Source organism: Pseudoalteromonas sp. A757 (assembly GCF_004103285.1).
Taxonomy (GTDB): Bacteria; Pseudomonadota; Gammaproteobacteria; order Enterobacterales; family Alteromonadaceae; genus Pseudoalteromonas; species Pseudoalteromonas galatheae.
Window position 1 is genome coordinate 1 of sequence record NZ_QNQN01000058.1, and the last position, 17,298, is coordinate 17,298.

Annotated in this window: 13 protein-coding genes, 1 tRNA gene and 1 pseudogene; all 15 read right to left on the minus strand. The window is 44.7% G+C overall.

The annotated features are described in order from the left end of the window. Nucleotides 1-77 (minus strand): annotated as a pseudogene (locus DRB05_RS04140) (elongation factor Tu); the annotation flags it as partial. Nucleotides 78-134: 57 nt separating this feature from the next. Continuing rightward, nucleotides 135-2,249 carry an elongation factor G gene (gene fusA / locus DRB05_RS04145; protein WP_128725815.1) on the minus strand — a complete coding sequence of 705 codons (2,115 nt, stop codon included), beginning with the start codon at nt 2,247-2,249 and terminating at the stop codon, nt 135-137. Between the two features lie 27 nt (nt 2,250-2,276). Beyond that, a complete protein-coding gene (rpsG, locus tag DRB05_RS04150; protein WP_099031881.1) occupies nt 2,277-2,747 on the minus strand; it encodes a 30S ribosomal protein S7 in 471 nt (156 codons plus the stop codon). 101 nt (nt 2,748-2,848) lie between these two features. Beyond that, complete coding sequence (rpsL, locus tag DRB05_RS04155; protein WP_010367657.1) at nt 2,849-3,223, minus strand: 30S ribosomal protein S12; 375 nt, start codon at nt 3,221-3,223, stop codon at nt 2,849-2,851. A gap of 351 nt (nt 3,224-3,574) precedes the next feature. Continuing rightward, nucleotides 3,575-7,756 (minus strand): DNA-directed RNA polymerase subunit beta', encoded by a 4,182-nt coding sequence (gene rpoC, locus DRB05_RS04160; RefSeq protein ID WP_128725816.1) that lies wholly within the window; start codon nt 7,754-7,756, stop codon nt 3,575-3,577. A 109-nt stretch (nt 7,757-7,865) separates the two neighbouring features. Continuing rightward, nucleotides 7,866-11,891: a DNA-directed RNA polymerase subunit beta gene (rpoB, locus tag DRB05_RS04165; RefSeq protein ID WP_128725817.1), complete on the minus strand. Its 4,026-nt coding sequence runs from the start codon at nt 11,889-11,891 to the stop codon at nt 7,866-7,868. A 350-nt stretch (nt 11,892-12,241) separates the two neighbouring features. Then, entirely contained in the window at nt 12,242-12,604 is a 363-nt protein-coding gene (rplL, locus tag DRB05_RS04170; RefSeq protein WP_070982798.1) for a 50S ribosomal protein L7/L12, read from the minus strand. Nucleotides 12,605-12,675: 71 nt separating this feature from the next. After that, on the minus strand, nt 12,676-13,170 hold the full coding sequence (gene rplJ, locus DRB05_RS04175) for a 50S ribosomal protein L10 (protein ID WP_128725818.1): 495 nt from the start codon (nt 13,168-13,170) through the stop codon (nt 12,676-12,678). Between the two features lie 339 nt (nt 13,171-13,509). After that, nucleotides 13,510-14,214, minus strand: coding sequence for a 50S ribosomal protein L1 (rplA, locus tag DRB05_RS04180; RefSeq protein WP_010376228.1), 705 nt, complete (start codon nt 14,212-14,214; stop codon nt 13,510-13,512). A gap of 6 nt (nt 14,215-14,220) precedes the next feature. After that, nucleotides 14,221-14,649, minus strand: coding sequence for a 50S ribosomal protein L11 (rplK, locus tag DRB05_RS04185; protein WP_010376229.1), 429 nt, complete (start codon nt 14,647-14,649; stop codon nt 14,221-14,223). Between the two features lie 167 nt (nt 14,650-14,816). Then, nucleotides 14,817-15,374: a transcription termination/antitermination protein NusG gene (nusG, locus tag DRB05_RS04190; protein WP_010376230.1), complete on the minus strand. Its 558-nt coding sequence runs from the start codon at nt 15,372-15,374 to the stop codon at nt 14,817-14,819. 4 nt (nt 15,375-15,378) lie between these two features. Beyond that, the gene (gene secE, locus DRB05_RS04195) at nt 15,379-15,756 is read right to left on the minus strand and encodes a preprotein translocase subunit SecE (protein WP_010376231.1); all 378 of its coding nucleotides are present in this window, start codon (nt 15,754-15,756) and stop codon (nt 15,379-15,381) included. 133 nt (nt 15,757-15,889) lie between these two features. Further along, nucleotides 15,890-15,966, minus strand: a tRNA-Trp gene (locus tag DRB05_RS04200). Nucleotides 15,967-16,062: 96 nt separating this feature from the next. Then, entirely contained in the window at nt 16,063-16,563 is a 501-nt protein-coding gene (locus DRB05_RS04205) for a hypothetical protein (RefSeq protein WP_128725819.1), read from the minus strand. Next, nucleotides 16,547-17,296: a deoxyribose-phosphate aldolase gene (deoC, locus tag DRB05_RS04210; protein WP_128725820.1), complete on the minus strand. Its 750-nt coding sequence runs from the start codon at nt 17,294-17,296 to the stop codon at nt 16,547-16,549. The genes DRB05_RS04205 and deoC overlap by 17 nt, the downstream gene beginning before the upstream one ends. Nucleotides 17,297-17,298: the final 2 nt, after the last annotated feature.

Consider the following 17,298-nt stretch of genomic DNA (forward strand, 5'->3'; position numbering starts at 1 on the left):
GTTTTACCGTGGTCAACGTGGCCGATTGTACCTACGTTTACGTGCGGTTTTACGCGTTCAAACTTTTCTTTTGCCATTTTCAAATTTCCTATAAAGAAATTAAAGTCCAGCCCTAAGACCGGACCGAACTAAAATTACTTAACAGCGCGAGCTGCAATTATTGCATCAGCTACGTTTTTAGCCGCTTCAGCATACTTTAGGAATTCCATAGAGTATGATGCGCGCCCTTGTGTAGCGGAGCGTAAGTCTGTTGCATAGCCAAACATTTCAGAAAGTGGGACCTGAGCATTAATTTGCTTCGAGCCACCAAATGCTTCTTCCATGCCTTCAATTATGCCACGACGACGATTTAAGTCGCCTACTACATCACCCATGTTTTCTTCAGGAGTGATTACTTCTACTTTCATGACAGGCTCAAGTAGAACAGGGCTTGCTTCTAGCGCGCCTTTTCTAAAGCCCATCGAACCTGCGATCTTAAACGCCATCTCGTTTGAGTCAACATCGTGGAATGAACCATCAAACAAGGTAGCTTTAACACCCAATAGCGGATAACCTGCAAGAACACCTTGCTTCATCTGCTCTTGAATACCTTTATCAACCGCTGGGATATATTCTTTTGGTACTGTGCCACCAACGATTTCGTTAACGAATTCGTATATTGGTGCATCATCATCAGAAACATCCATTGGTTCTAGCTTCAACCAAACGTGACCATATTGACCACGACCACCAGATTGACGCACAAACTTACCTTCAGCTTCAACAGAAGCTCGGATAGTTTCGCGGTATGCAACCTGAGGCTTACCAACGTTACACACAACGTTAAACTCACGCTTCATACGATCGACAATGATATCTAAGTGAAGCTCACCCATACCAGAGATAATCGTCTGACCTGATTCTTCGTCCGTTTCTACACGGAATGAAGGATCTTCTGCTGCAAGTTTACCAAGTGCAACGCCCATTTTTTCTTGGTCAGCTACTGTTTTAGGTTCTACTGCGACTGAGATTACAGGCTCAGGGAACTCCATACGTTCTAACGTAATTGGCGCTTCTTGAGCACAAAGTGTATCACCAGTAGTTACATCTTTTAGGCCGATAGCAGCCGCGATGTCACCCGCATGAACTTCTTTAATCTCTTCACGCGAGTTAGAGTGCATTTGAACAATACGTCCAAAACGCTCTTTTTTACCTTTAACAGGATTTAGTACCGAATCACCCTGGCTAACTTTACCAGAGTAAACTCGGAAGAAAGTAAGTGTGCCAACGAATGGATCAGTTGCGATCTTAAATGCAAGCGCCGCAAACGGTGCATTATCGTCAGCTTCACGCGTATCTTCGGTTTCGTCTTCTAAGACACCTTGGATAGCTTTTACTTCAGTAGGCGACGGCATGAATTCAATCACAGCGTCAAGCACAGCCTGAACACCTTTGTTCTTGAATGCACTACCTGTCGTCATAGGCACAATTTCATTGGCCAATGTGCGTTGGCGAAGGGCTGATTTAATCTCTTCTTCGCTCAACTCACCATCTTCAAGATATTTTTCCATTAGTTCTTCAGAAGCTTCTGCAGCACTCTCAATTAGATGAGAGCGCCATTCTTCAGCTAGCTCAAGAAGATCTGCTGGGACCTCTTCATAGGTGAAAGTCATCCCCTGGTCTTCTTCATTCCAGTTAATTGCTTTCATCTTAATAAGGTCAATAACACCTTTAAATTCATCTTCAGCACCAATTGGTAACTGAATAGGCACAGGTGTAGCACCGAGACGTTTTTTAACTTGTTCAACTACAGACAAGAAGTCAGCACCTGTACGATCCATCTTATTGACGAAAATCATACGCGGCACTTCGTATTTGTTAGCCTGACGCCAAACGGTCTCAGTTTGCGGTTGCACACCTGATGAAGCACATAACACAACAACAGCACCATCAAGTACGCGCAATGAACGCTCTACTTCGATAGTAAAATCTACGTGTCCTGGAGTATCGATGATGTTAACACGATGCTCATCAAACTGAGCATCCATCCCTTTCCAGAAACACGTTGTTGCAGCAGAAGTGATCGTGATACCACGCTCTTGCTCCTGCTCCATCCAGTCCATAGTTGCGGCGCCGTCGTGTACTTCACCAATCTTATGAGAAAGACCAGTATAAAAAAGTACGCGCTCGGTCGTAGTTGTTTTACCCGCATCTACGTGAGCACATATACCGATGTTACGGTAGCGCTCAATCGGAGTTGTCCGTGCCATAATATCCTCTTAAAAGGTGTTAGCAGATTACCAACGGTAGTGAGCGAATGCTTTGTTCGCTTCAGCCATACGGTGAACGTCTTCACGTTTCTTAACCGCAGTGCCTTTGTTTTCAGCAGCGTCGATCATCTCTTGAGCAAGACGAAGACCCATTGATTTCTCGCCACGCTTACGTGCAGCTTCAACCAACCAACGCATACCTAGTGCGTTACGACGCACTGGACGTACTTCAACTGGTACTTGGTACGTTGAACCACCAACACGGCGAGATTTAACCTCTACCTGTGGGCGAACGTTATCAAGTGCAGCTTCAAAGATTTCTAGGTGCGACTTGCCTGATTTTTCAGCAGCCACGTCTAGCGCACCATATACGATTTTTTCAGCAGTAGATTTCTTGCCGTCAAGCATTACTACGTTAACGAATTTAGCAAGAAGCTCTGATCCGAACTTCGGATCTGGAAGAATTTTACGTTGACCTATTACGCGTCTTCTAGGCATTTTCTTTCTCCGGTATCTTCAGGTCCGTGTTAAACACGGATTCCCAAAACAATATATAAAAATTTAAAACTTAAGTGCTTGGCCTTACTAACGGAGAACCATTAGCCCTTAGGACGTTTTGCACCGTACTTAGAACGAGCCTGTCTACGGTCGTTTACGCCTGCACAGTCAAGTGCACCACGAACAGTGTGGAAACGCACACCTGGTAAGTCTTTAACACGACCACCACGGATTAGGATTACACTGTGCTCTTGTAGGTTGTGACCTTCACCACCAATGTATGAAGTTACTTCGAAACCGTTAGTTAAACGTACACGCGCTACTTTACGTAATGCAGAGTTTGGTTTCTTAGGTGTTGTTGTATATACACGAGTACATACACCACGCTTTTGTGGACAAGCTTTAAGAGCAGCAGAGTTGCTCTTTGTAACCTTGCTACGACGTGGCTTACGCACTAGCTGGTTAATAGTTGCCATTAAATAGCTCCTGAATTAATAAATTACTACTGAAAAATAAAATCTTACCATTTAAGTCAAATCCAGTTTTCTTGAACGACTAAAATGGGTGGCCGAATTTTAATGACCAAAGTTTAACCTGTCAACCAAAAGTCGTCATCAGCATTAAGTAAATGCATACCAATCGGTTGGTTTTGTCTGCGAAACTGTTGAAAGTTAACAAAAGTTAGCAATCACATTGAAAAACCTTTGTTGCAGTATACACATCGATGTGACGCTTTGATGGCAAATCGGACTGCGGAGTTGAGAATGCATAAAAAAGCCGCTGTATTCACACAGCGGCTTTTCAATCAATAAGCTAAATGGTGGGGATTACTCGTTACCACCTAGTAAATCAGCATTCAGTGCATCTGTTAGCGCTTGAGTTGCCTCTTCAGCACTTACAGTTTGTTCTTCAACAGCTGCTTCACCTTGCTTGCGACGGTTGATACGCTCTTCATGGTATGCGAAACCTGTACCCGCTGGGATCAAACGACCCACGATTACGTTTTCTTTCAGACCACGTAGCTCATCGCTCTTACCGTTAACCGCAGCTTCGGTTAGAACACGTGTCGTTTCCTGGAACGATGCCGCAGAAATGAACGATTCAGTCGCAAGTGACGCTTTAGTAATACCCATTAGCTGAATTTCAAACTTAGCTGGGATCTTACCTTGCATTTCTAGCTCACGGTTAGCGATGTTTACACGTGCAACTTCAGCTTGCTCGCCTGCTAGGAATTCACTGTCACCACCATCAAGGATGATACACTTACGAAGCATCTGACGAACGATAGTTTCAATGTGCTTATCGTTAATCTTTACACCCTGTAGGCGGTATACTTCTTGTACCTCGTTAGTGATGTAGTTAGATACATCAGTAACACCACGTAGACGTAGGATATCGTGTGGTGATTCTGGACCATCGGCAATAACTTCACCTTTAGCCACTTGCTCACCTTCGAACACGTTAAGCTGACGCCATTTCGGGATCATTTCTTCGTACGCATCACCCTCGTCAGGTGTGATCACAAGACGCTTCTTACCTTTAGTCTCTTTACCGAAGCTAACAGTACCTGTGATTTCTGCAAGAATTGCAGGATCTTTTGGTTTACGCGCTTCGAATAAGTCTGCAACTCGAGGTAGACCACCCGTGATGTCACGAGTCTTCGAACCTTCTTGTGGGATACGAGCCAATACAGAACCTGGTAGTACTGTTGCACCATCTGTGATTTCAATCGTTGTGAATGAAGGTAGGCGGATCTCTTGAAGACCACGCTCTTCGTTCTCAATGATTAGTTTAGGCTCTTTTGCGTTTACTTTCGCAAGATCCTTAACAACCACACGTGTTAGACCAGTTAATTCATCAGTCTGTGCTTCAGTGTTTGAATCATCGATATCGCTGAACGATACTTTTGACTCATGTTCAATGATGATTGGGTGGCTATGCGGGTCCCAAGTAGCGACGATGTCGTTACCTTTAACGTCAGCACCATCTTGTACAGTTAATACTGCACCATAAGGTACTTTATAACGCTCTTTCTCACGACCGTGCTCATCGATTATCGTGATCTCGGTTGAACGAGATGTGATAACGATTTTGCCATCAGCATTGATTACAAATTTCGCATTGTGAAGTTTCAGATTACCATTGTTCTTAACTTGAACACTGTTCTCTGCAGAAGCTCGTGATGCCGCACCACCGATGTGGAATGTACGCATCGTAAGCTGTGTACCCGGCTCACCGATTGACTGTGCCGCGATTACACCAACTGCTTCACCAGGATTGATGATATGGCCACGCGCCAAGTCACGACCGTAACAGTGTGCACACACACCAAAGTCATTTTGACAGGTGATTACAGAACGTACTTTAACTTCGTCTACTGAGTGTTCTTCTAAAAGATCACACAGTTTTTCGTCAATCATTACGTTACGTGCAACAAGTACTTCAGTAGTACCTGGCTTACATACATCTTCAGCAACAACACGACCTAGTACTCGCTCGCGAAGTGGTTCTACAACGTCACCACCTTCGATTAGCGGCTTCATTACTAGACCTTCTTCGGTACCACAGTCTGATTCGTTGATAACCAAATCTTGTGCTACGTCTACTAGACGACGAGTTAGGTAACCCGAGTTCGCTGTCTTAAGTGCCGTATCCGCTAGACCTTTACGCGCACCGTGCGTCGAGATAAAGTACTGTAGTACGTTTAGACCTTCACGGAAGTTTGCTGTAATTGGCGTTTCGATGATTGAACCATCTGGACGTGCCATTAGACCACGCATACCCGCTAGCTGACGGATCTGAGCAGCACTACCACGAGCGCCCGAGTCTGCCATCATAAACACTGAGTTAAATGACGGTTGCTCTTCTTCGTTGCCTTCAGCGTTGATAACCGTTTCTTTTGAAAGGTTAGCCATCATCTCGCGAGAAAGGTTTTCGTTTACACGTGACCAGATATCGATAACTTTGTTGTACTTCTCACCGGCAGTTACAAGACCTGATTGGAACTGTTGGTTGATTTCTGCAACTTCAGCTTCCGCACGATCGATGATCTCACCTTTAGTTGGTGGGATTACCATGTCATTGATACCGATAGAAACACCAGACTTCATCGCGTAGTGGAAACCGGTATACATCACTTGGTCAGCAAAGATAACTGTATCTTTAAGACCTAGACGACGGTAACACTCATTAAGAAGACCAGAAATTTGTTTCTTACCTAGTGGCTTATTGATCAGTTCAAACGGCAAGCCTTCAGGGATATTCAATGAAAGGATTGCACGACCTACTGTCGTATCTACTAGGTGAGTTAACGTGCCGCGCTCACGTGTTTCTTCGTCGATAGTCACTTCTGTGATACGCACTTTAACACGAGCGTGAAGCTCAGCAGCACCTACACGGTATGCTTTTTCAGCTTCTTTAGCATCTTTAAATACAGTGCCTTCACCTTTACCGTTGATGCGATCGCGAGTCATGTAGTAAAGACCTAGTACAACGTCCTGTGAAGGAACGATGATTGGTTCACCGTTAGCTGGTGCTAGGATGTTGTTAGTAGACATCATCAATGCACGCGCTTCCAACTGCGCTTCAAGCGTCAGTGGGACGTGAACCGCCATTTGGTCACCATCGAAGTCAGCGTTATACGCCGCACACACTAGTGGGTGTAGGTGAATCGCTTTACCTTCGATAAGTACAGGTTCGAACGCTTGGATACCTAGACGGTGAAGTGTTGGCGCACGGTTAAGTAAAACCGGGTGCTCACGGATAACTTCGTCTAGTACGTCCCAAACCTCTGGTACTTCACGCTCAACCATCTTCTTCGCAGCTTTGATGGTTGTCGCCATGCCACGGCGCTCTAGTTTACCGTAGATAAATGGTTTGAATAGCTCAAGCGCCATCTTCTTAGGTAGACCACACTGGTGTAGTTTCAGCGTAGGACCAACGGTGATAACAGAACGGCCTGAGTAGTCAACACGCTTACCTAGAAGGTTTTGACGGAAACGACCTTGCTTACCTTTAATCATGTCTGCAAGCGACTTAAGTGGACGCTTGTTAGAACCCGTAATCGCACGGCCACGACGACCATTATCAAGTAGCGCATCAACCGCTTCTTGAAGCATACGTTTTTCGTTACGTACGATGATGTCTGGCGCAGCTAGGTCAAGAAGACGCTTCAAACGGTTGTTACGGTTGATCACTCGACGGTAAAGGTCGTTCAGATCTGAAGTCGCAAAACGACCGCCATCTAGTGGTACTAGAGGACGTAGATCTGGTGGAAGAACTGGTAGCACACTCATTACCATCCACTCAGGGTTATTACCTGATTGGTGGAACGCTTCCATTAGTTTAAGACGCTTAGTGATTTTCTTACGCTTAGTTTCAGAGTTGATTGTTGGCAACTCTTCACGCATTTCAGCGATTAACTGACCAAGGTCTAGCTCGCGAAGTAGATCAAGTACAGCTTCTGCACCCATCTTCGCTTCAAACTCATCACCGTGCTCTTCAAGTGCATCTAGGTATTCTTCTTCACCTAGTAATTGACCACGCTCAAGCGTAGTCATACCTGGCTCAGTTACCACGAATGATTCGAAATAAAGTACGCGCTCAATGTCACGAAGCGTCATGTCTAGCATTAGGCCAATACGTGACGGAAGTGATTTCAAGAACCAAATATGCGCAACTGGGCTAGCCAGCTCGATGTGACCCATACGGTCACGACGTACTTTTGTTAGCGTTACTTCAACGCCACACTTTTCACAGATAACACCACGGTGCTTCAAGCGCTTGTATTTACCACACAAACACTCGTAATCTTTTACTGGGCCGAAGATACGGGCACAGAATAAGCCATCACGCTCAGGCTTGAAAGTACGGTAGTTGATTGTCTCAGGTTTCTTTACTTCACCGTAAGACCATGAACGCACCATGTCTGGCGAAGCAAGACCAATGCGAATTGCATCGAATTCTTCGGTCTTATTTTGTTGCTTCAGAAACTTAAGTAAGTCTTTCACCTTAGCTCTCCTGTCGGAGGTTAATCTCGAGGGCAAGCCACGCCTGCCCCTACATTCTTTTCAGTCCGGTTGCAGTTATGCAACGCCGCAGCGCACTGCGGCGGTCGGATTAAACTTCTTCCAACTCGATGTTGATACCTAGCGAGCGGATTTCTTTCAACAGTACGTTGAACGACTCAGGCATACCCGGTTCCATCTTGTGGTTACCGTCTACGATGTTCTTGTACATCTTAGTACGACCGTTTACGTCATCCGACTTCACTGTCAACATTTCTTGTAGCGTGTAGGCAGCACCGTATGCTTCAAGTGCCCATACCTCCATCTCACCGAAACGCTGACCACCGAACTGTGCCTTACCACCCAGCGGTTGCTGAGTAACTAGGCTGTAAGAACCTGTTGAACGCGCGTGCATCTTGTCATCAACAAGGTGGTTCAGTTTCAGCATGTACATGTAGCCTACCGTTACTTGACGCTCAAACGCATCACCAGTACGACCATCATATAACGTTACCTGACCACTTCTTGGATAACCACCAAGTTCTAGCATGTCTTTGATTTCAGCTTCACGTGCACCATCAAATGCTGGTGTTGCGATTGGTAGACCACCTTTAAGGTTTTCTGCCAAGCGACGGATTTCATCATCAGAGAAGTTAGCAATATCTACTTTCTGACGGCAGTCACCGATTTCGTAAGCTTTTCTGATGAATTCGCGTAGCTCGTGTATTTCACGTTGCTCTTTCATCATTTCTTCAAGACGTTCACCGATACCACGAGCAGCTAGACCCATGTGAGTTTCTAGGATCTGACCGATGTTCATACGAGATGGTACACCCAGCGGGTTAAGTACGATATCTACAGTACGGCCTTTGTCATCGTAAGGCATGTCTTCAACAGGAACGATAGTTGAGATTACACCCTTGTTACCGTGACGACCCGCCATCTTATCACCAGGTTGGATACGACGTTTAACAGCTAGGTATACTTTAACAATCTTAAGTACGCCAGGCGCTAAGTCATCACCTTGAGTGATCTTACGACGCTTGTTCTCGAAACGCTTGTCGTAGTCAGCTTTAAGCTCGTCATACTGCGCTGCTAGTTGCTCAAGCTCTGCTTGATGCTCTTCGTCAGCAAGGCTTTGTGTCAATAGCTTCTCAGTGTTAAAGCCTGCAAGTTGCTCTTCACTCATACCTGCTTTGATAAGTAGGTTACGAGCGTGAGTCAAGATACCGCCTTCAAGGATTCTGAACTCTTCGTTGAAGTCTTTCTTCGCTTCACGAAGCTGCATATCTTCAACTTCTAGCGCACGTTTGTCTTTTTCAACACCGTCACGCGTAAACACTTGTACGTCGATAACCGTACCAGATACAGAGTTCGGTACACGTAACGAGCTATCTTTAACGTCAGACGCTTTTTCACCAAAGATAGCACGTAGTAGCTTTTCTTCAGGAGTTAGTTGCGTTTCACCTTTAGGCGTCACTTTACCTACAAGGATGTCGCCGCCTTTCACTTCAGCACCAATGTATACAACGCCTGATTCATCAAGCTTACCTAGTGCAGACTCACCTACGTTTGGAATATCCGCAGTGATTTCTTCTGGACCAAGCTTAGTATCACGAGCAATACACTGAAGCTCTTGAATGTGGATAGTCGTTAGACGATCTTCTTTTACAACATTCTCTGAAAGTAGGATTGAATCCTCGAAGTTGTAACCATTCCAAGGCATGAACGCTACGCGTAGGTTCTGACCAAGTGCTAAGTCACCTAGGTCTGTTGAAGGACCATCAGCAAGCACGTCACCACGTACTACCGGCTCACCAACCATACAAGTTGGTTTCTGGTTGATACAAGTGTTTTGGTTTGAGCGTGTGTACTTAGTTAAGTTATAGATATCGATGCCCGCTTCACCTTGGATGCGCTCGTCTTCATTAACGTTAACAACAATACGGCTCGCATCAGCATACTTAACGATACCGCCACGCTTAGCAACGATTGTTACACCAGAGTCTTTCGCTAGTGTACGCTCAATACCAGTACCAACTAGCGGCTTATCAGCACGTAGTGTAGGTACAGCTTGACGTTGCATGTTCGATCCCATCAATGCGCGGTTCGCGTCATCGTGTTCTAGGAATGGAATAAGCGCTGCAGCCACAGAGATTACCTGCTGTGGAGATACGTCCATATACTGAATGCTGTCGCTTGGCATAAAGGTTGATTCACCTTTAAAGCGACATGGAATCAGTTCTTCAGCAAATTGGTTGTCATCAGTTAGCGTTGTATTCGCCTGTGCGATAACGAACTGACCTTCTTCAATTGCTGAAAGGTAATCAACATCGTCTGTAACGATTCCGTCTACTACTTTGCGGTATGGAGTCTCTAGGAAACCATAGTCGTTTGTACGCGCGTAAGTAGATAGCGAGTTGATTAGACCGATGTTTGGACCTTCAGGCGTTTCGATAGGACAAACACGACCGTAGTGCGTTACGTGTACGTCACGTACTTCGAAACCAGCACGTTCACGAGTTAGACCACCCGGACCTAATGCAGAAATACGACGTTTATGCGTCACTTCTGAAAGCGGGTTGTTCTGGTCCATAAATTGTGAAAGCTGTGAAGAACCAAAGAATTCTTTTACTGCTGCAGAAATCGGCTTAGCGTTGATCAAATCCTGTGGCATAACGTTATCTAGGTCACCAAGACTTAGACGCTCACGTACTGCACGCTCAACACGTACAAGACCTACACGGAATTGGTTTTCAGCCATTTCACCTACTGAACGGATACGACGGTTACCTAAGTGGTCGATATCGTCCACATCACCTTTACCGTTACGGATGTCGATCAATACCTTCATCACGCTAACGATATCTTCTTTAGATAACGTACCCTCACCTTCGTCTGAATCATAACCAACACGGCTATTAAACTTCATACGACCTACTGTTGATAGATCATAGCGCTCTTCAGAGAAGAATAGGTTGTCGAATAACGCTTCTGCAGCTTCTTTTGTTGGTGGCTCACCCGGGCGCATCATGCGATAGATTTCCACCAATGCTTCTAGGCGATTATTAGTAGAGTCAACACGTAATGTCTCTGACATGTACGCACCACTGTCTACTTCGTTGATGTAAAGCGTATCGATCTTTGAGTGACCCGCCTTCACCAATTCAGCCATAAGCTCTAGTGATAACTCGGCATTCGCTTCTGCGATCACTTCGCCTGTCGATTCGTCGATGTAGTTTTTAGCAACAACACGGCCGATGATGTACTCATGTGGTACCTCAAGAGTATCTATACCTTGCTTTTCGATGCTCTTAATATGGCGTGCGGTAATACGACGGCCTTTTTCAACCAAGACGTCACCGTTTGCATCTTTAATATCAAATGCAGCAGTTTCACCACGTAGGCGTGAAGGCACAAGTTCCATCAACACTTTGCCATCTTTTACTTCGAAACTTGTTGTTTCAAAGAATAGTGCCAAGATTTCGTCTGAAGTGAATTCTAGTGCACGTAAGATGATAGATGCTGGTAGTTTACGGCGACGGTCAATACGAACGTAAAGGTTATCTTTAACGTCGAATTCAAAGTCAAGCCATGAGCCACGGTAAGGGATCACACGAGCGTTATATAACACTTTACCAGATGAGTGTGATTTACCACGGTCGTTATCAAAGAATACACCAGGTGAACGGTGTAGCTGAGAAACGATAACACGCTCAGTACCATTGATAACAAAAGTACCGGTGTCTGTCATGAGCGGGATTTCGCCCATGTAAACTTCTTGCTCTTTTATGTCTTTGACTGTGCCAGGTGCATCTTTGTCCATTAGCACAAGACGTAGTTTAACGCGAAGTGGAGCAGAATATGTCACACCGCGAATTTGACATTCTTTAACGTCAAATACTGGCTCGCCAATACGATAACTGACGTATTGAAGTTCAGAGTTGCCCGAGTAGCTCTTGATAGGGAATACAGAACGGAATGCAGCTTCCAGTCCAGTATCGCCATCGGCATCAGGCGCAATGAACTTATCGAACGATTCCAACTGCATTTGCAGTAGGAAAGGTATGTCCAAAACCTGTGGACGTTTACCAAAATCCTTACGGATACGTTTCTTTTCAGAATAAGAGTAAGCCATGGGGTTCCTCAGCTTGCTGATCTTTGACCCAACCTGTCCAAAATTGAACAGACTTCACTGGCATCTAAGCCATGATAACAACATCTAAATTGTCACACTAATTTACTCAACTAACGGCTTAAAGGAGCACAATTCAGGCTCTATTCAAATCGTTAATGTTACCAAATCAGTGTTACTTCAAATGCCATTGCGATTTTCAACAAAAACTTCTAAGTTATTGAAAATTACAGTGAAATTCGAAGATTTATGCACGATAGAAATGTATATCTCTATAGCGCAAAAGGGCCGGTGATTAAATAATCACCAGCCCTTGCCTGATTTCTCAGGCAGCGAACCTAGCGGGAGCTAGATTACTTGATCTCAACTTCAGCACCAGCTTCTTCAAGATCTTTCTTAAGCGCTTCAGCTTCTTCCTTAGATACACCTTCTTTGATAGGTGCAGGAGCAGACTCAACTAGCGCTTTAGCTTCTTTAAGGCCTAGACCTGTTGCGCCACGTACCGCTTTGATTGCAGCAACTTTGTTACCGCCAGCAGCAGCTAGGATTACGTCGAACTCAGTCTTTTCTTCAGCAGCTTCAGCAGGACCAGCAGCAACAACAGCAGCAGCTGCAGTTACACCGAACTTCTCTTCCATAGCTTCAACTAGTTCAACAACTTCCATTACTGACATTTCAGCAATAGCGTCAAGGATTTGGTCTTTAGTTACAGACATTTCAAATTTCCTAATTATTTACGAACCCATGCGGTTCAAAAAATTTATTAAAGAAAGGAGCGTTGCTTAGATTAAGCAGCTTGCTCAGCTTTCTGTACACGTACCGCTTCAATTGTTTTACACAATTTGCCAGCAGACGCTTCTTTCATAGCGCTCATTAAGCGTGCAACAGCTTCGTCGTAAGTAGGTAGCTTAGCAAGCATATCTACATCAACGATTTTGCCTTCGAATGCAGCAGTTTTAAGCTCAAATGCTTCGTTCTTTTTCGCGAAATCTGCAAAGATACGCGCAGCAGCACCAGGGTGCTCTGAAGAGAAAGCGATAAGGCTTGGGCCAACTAGTGATTCGTTAAGGCATTCGTAATCAGTGCCTTCAACAGCACGTTTAGCTAGGGTGTTACGAACAACTTTCATCCATACACCAGCTTCACGAGCTTCTTTACGAAGAGCAGTGATTGCACCTACTGTTACACCACGAGAATCAGCAACAACTGCTGAAAGAGCACCTTTGGCAGCTTCGTTGACTTCAGCAACAATTGCTTTTTTGTCTTGAAGATTTAAAGCCATGGGTGTTACTCCTGGTTTATAGAAAAACACATATATGTTTTTCAGTTCTACTCTACCCTGCTAAAAACTTTAGCAGAGATGCTTTTTACGGCGAGAGCCAGAAGATTAGGAAAATCTAGCTGGGATTCACACCGTCTACGTAGGACGATTAAGGCCGAAGCCACCTACGGTCTTGGACGGAAGCGCAATTTATCGATTCATTGTAGACCATGATGGAAACAATTTTCGAAATTATGCGCTTCAACCCGAATTCTTTGCTTTGTAAAGAAGCACACTTCTCTACAAAATGGCGCAAAATTATAGTCTAATTTTTACGCCATGTAAACGCTAAACTCTAAATTATACTACTTGAGTATTTAGAGTAGCTTGGTCTAAAGCAACACCAGCACCCATCGTAGTAGAGATGCTTACTTTCTTCACGAAAGTACCTTTTGCAGTAGAAGGCTTAGCCTTCTTAAGCGCGATGATTAGCGCTTCAAGGTTTTCTTGAAGTTGGTTAGCGTCAAAGTCTACTTTACCGATAGTAGTGTGGATGATACCGTTCTTATCGTTACGGTAGCGAACCTGACCAGCTTTAGCGTTCTTAACAGCTTCTGCAACGTTAGGCGTTACAGTACCTGTCTTAGGGTTAGGCATAAGACCACGTGGACCTAGGATTTGACCTAGTTGACCAACAACGCGCATTGCATCAGGAGAAGCAACAACAACGTCAAAGTTCATTTCGCCTTTCTTAACTTGCTCTGCAAGGTCTTCCATACCTACTAAATCAGCACCAGCTTCTTTAGCAGCTTCTGCATTTGCACCTTGAGTGAATACTGCTACGCGTACATCACGACCAGTACCGTGAGGTAGTACAGTTGCACCACGTACGTTTTGGTCAGATTTACGAGCATCGATACCTAGGTTTACAGCAACGTCAACACTTTCAACGAACTTAGCAGTAGCAAGTTCTTTTAGAAGAGCAACAGCTTCGTTGATTTCGTACTCTTTAGTCGCATCCACTTTCTCGCGGATAGTACGCATACGCTTAGTTAATTTAGCCATTCTCAATTACTCCTCTACGTTCAAGCCCATTGCACGTGCAGAACCTGCAATCGTGCGTACAGCTGCGTCCATATCAGCAGCAGTAAGATCTGGACGTTTCGTCTCAACGATCTCTTCAAGTTGAGCACGAGTAACTGTACCAACTTTTTCAGTGTTAGGACGACCAGAACCAGACTTGATACCAGCAGCCTTCTTAAGAAGGTATGCCGCAGGTGGAGTCTTCATTTCAAAAGTGAAAGAACGGTCACTGTAAACAGAAATAACAACAGGAACAGGTGCGCCTTTTTCGATAGACTCTGTACGTGCGTTAAACGCTTTACAGAATTCCATGATGTTTACACCGTGTTGACCTAGTGCAGGACCTACTGGAGGACTAGGGTTAGCCATACCAGCAGCAACTTGTAGCTTGATTAGAGCTTCAACTTTTTTAGCCATGATAATACCTCAATTGTGGGTCTTTGCCTCGTGCGCGCGAGGACGCGTACTCAAACGGCTTCCCAGTTAAAAAATTCAGTCTTTTTGCCGCATATTTTTGCGTACAACAAAAAGGCCGCTGATTATAGATTAATCAGCGGCCTTTGACAACTTTTTCAAGTTAGAATTTATTTGTCTTTCTCAACCTGACCAAACTCTAGGTCTACAGGCGTTGAACGACCGAAAATAAGTACCGATACTTTCAGGCGACTCTTTTCGTAATCCACTTCTTCAACCACACCATTGAAGTCAGCAAATGGGCCATCTGTAACACGAACCACTTCACCCGGCTCAAATAATGTGGCAGGTTTCGGTGCTTCAGCATTTTCTTGTAGACGGTTAAGAATACGATCCGCTTCTTTTTGACTGATCGGTGCAGGACGGTCTGACGTACCACCAACAAAGCCCATTACACGAGGTGTGCTATTCACCAAGTGCCAAGACGCATCATCCATCACCATTTGAACTAATACATAACCAGGGAAGAATTTACGTTCAGATTTACGTTTCTGACCTGCACGCATTTCAACCACTTCTTCAGTCGGCACAAGGATCTCACCGAATAGGTCTTCTAACCCTTCGATTTTAATATGCTCGATAATGGTTTGTGCTACACGTTTTTCAAAACCTGAAAACGCTTGGATCACGTACCAACGTAATTTCTTTTCTTTGTTCTCATCCGACATGGGATCAGATCTCCAATCCAGTTAAAAAGCCTACTGCACGGAAAAGTATACCATCTAATCCCCATAGGATTAATGCCATAATCACCGTTGCAATGATCACGATGAAAGTAGTGTGAGTCGCTTCCTGACGCGTTGGCCAGATAACTTTACGTACTTCAATACGTGATTCTTTAGCAAAAGCGATAAAGGTACGGCCTTTTTCAGTCGTTACCAAAATGCCCAAAGCCGCAGCGATAGCTGCAACTACACCAACAGCGCGTACTAAAACAGATAAATCGGCATATAGATAATTACCAACTACGGCACCAGTTAGAAGTGCAATAGCAGCTAGCCACTTTACCGTGTCCATCGAGCTTGACGAGTTTTCAACATTAGTGCTCATAATCAATTTTACCTTAAATACAGACACAACAACCCTGCATAGAACAGGGTAAATCCATTCAATCCAAATTTACAAATAAGCGACTTAAGTGGTTTTGGGTCACGTTATTTTAAATGTGGACTTGTTGCTGAATTGGCAGGGGCGGCAGGACTCGAACCCGCAACCATCGGTTTTGGAGACCGCTGTTCTACCAATTGGAACTACGCCCCTGCAAAGTGGATGCCCATTATACTGACGAAGCAAACGAAAACAAGTGTAAAAGATATGCAAAGTAACATTTAATCTAAACTTGGTTTTGCGACGGCTTTAGAAAAGACGCAATAAATCTCCGTGATAAAAATCACAAAGCACCCAAACTTGCTCAAATGGATGACAATCAGGGATCTCCCAAGTGGCTTTTAAGCGCTTAAAATCGTCAAGATGATAAATTGGGCTGGCATTTCGAATTAACAACCAAACACGTTGTGAATCATAGTGTTTTTTGGCTTTTTGATTGAGCAGCCGCTGTAAGCCGATACTCAGTTGATCGGAGTCAGCAGCTTGGCTCATTGCTGCCAGCTCTCTTTGCGTGGAGAGAGACAGCGGACGCCCAAGCACAGCCATCGCTTCTTTCTCACTGGCATAAAAATGGGCTATTTCTATATCAAGCTGTGTTTTTCCTTGATAACAACTGACGTCCGGTTTATTGGGCTCATTGTGCCAAATATGGCGCATATGCACTGCAAACTGCTTTTCATAACTGCGTAAAAACAGTTTAGCCGCGTCATGCTCAAGTTTTACCTTTTCTGCTTCACTCGCTCTGTCCATTCACAACCACTGCTACATCACTCAATAGGCTTGAAGCACCGAATCTAAAATTATTGGCATTGAGCCACTCGGCCCCCATAATTTCTTCCGTCAATCGTAAATATCGCTGCGCTTCAATTACTGACTTTACTCCACCGGCCGCTTTAAATCCAACCGATTTACCGCTGCTTTTGATTGTCTTAAGGATAACTTCTGCCGCTTCTGGTGTAGCATTGACAGCAACCTTTCCTGTACTTGTTTTAACAAAGTCCGCGCCCGCCATAATGGCAAGCTGCGCGGCCTCCGCAATGAGCTTTGGCTTGGCCAATACGCCACTTTCGATGATGACCTTAAGCTTTGCTTTACCTTGACAAGCGAGCTTACTCGAGTGCACATATTGCCAAGGTGTATCTGGATCACCCGCCATCAGCTGCTGATAAGGAAGCACAAGATCGATTTCGTCCGCGCCATCAGCGATTGCTGAATGAGTTTGTGCAAGGACCTGTTGGAGTTTTTGTTCTCCAGATGGGAAGTTGGTCACCGTTGCTACTTTTATCTGCGACCACTCCCGCTTTTCCAACTCTTCTTTTACTAACGTCACAAACTGCGGATACACACAAATCGCCGCTGGTAGTCCTATATCTGGGTTAATGCTATTCAATAACGCGAGAATACTTGCCGGCGTATCGTCCTCTTTCAACGAGGTCAAATCCATTAAACTCAGCGACAACCGAGCATCAGATTGTAAAGTCATTA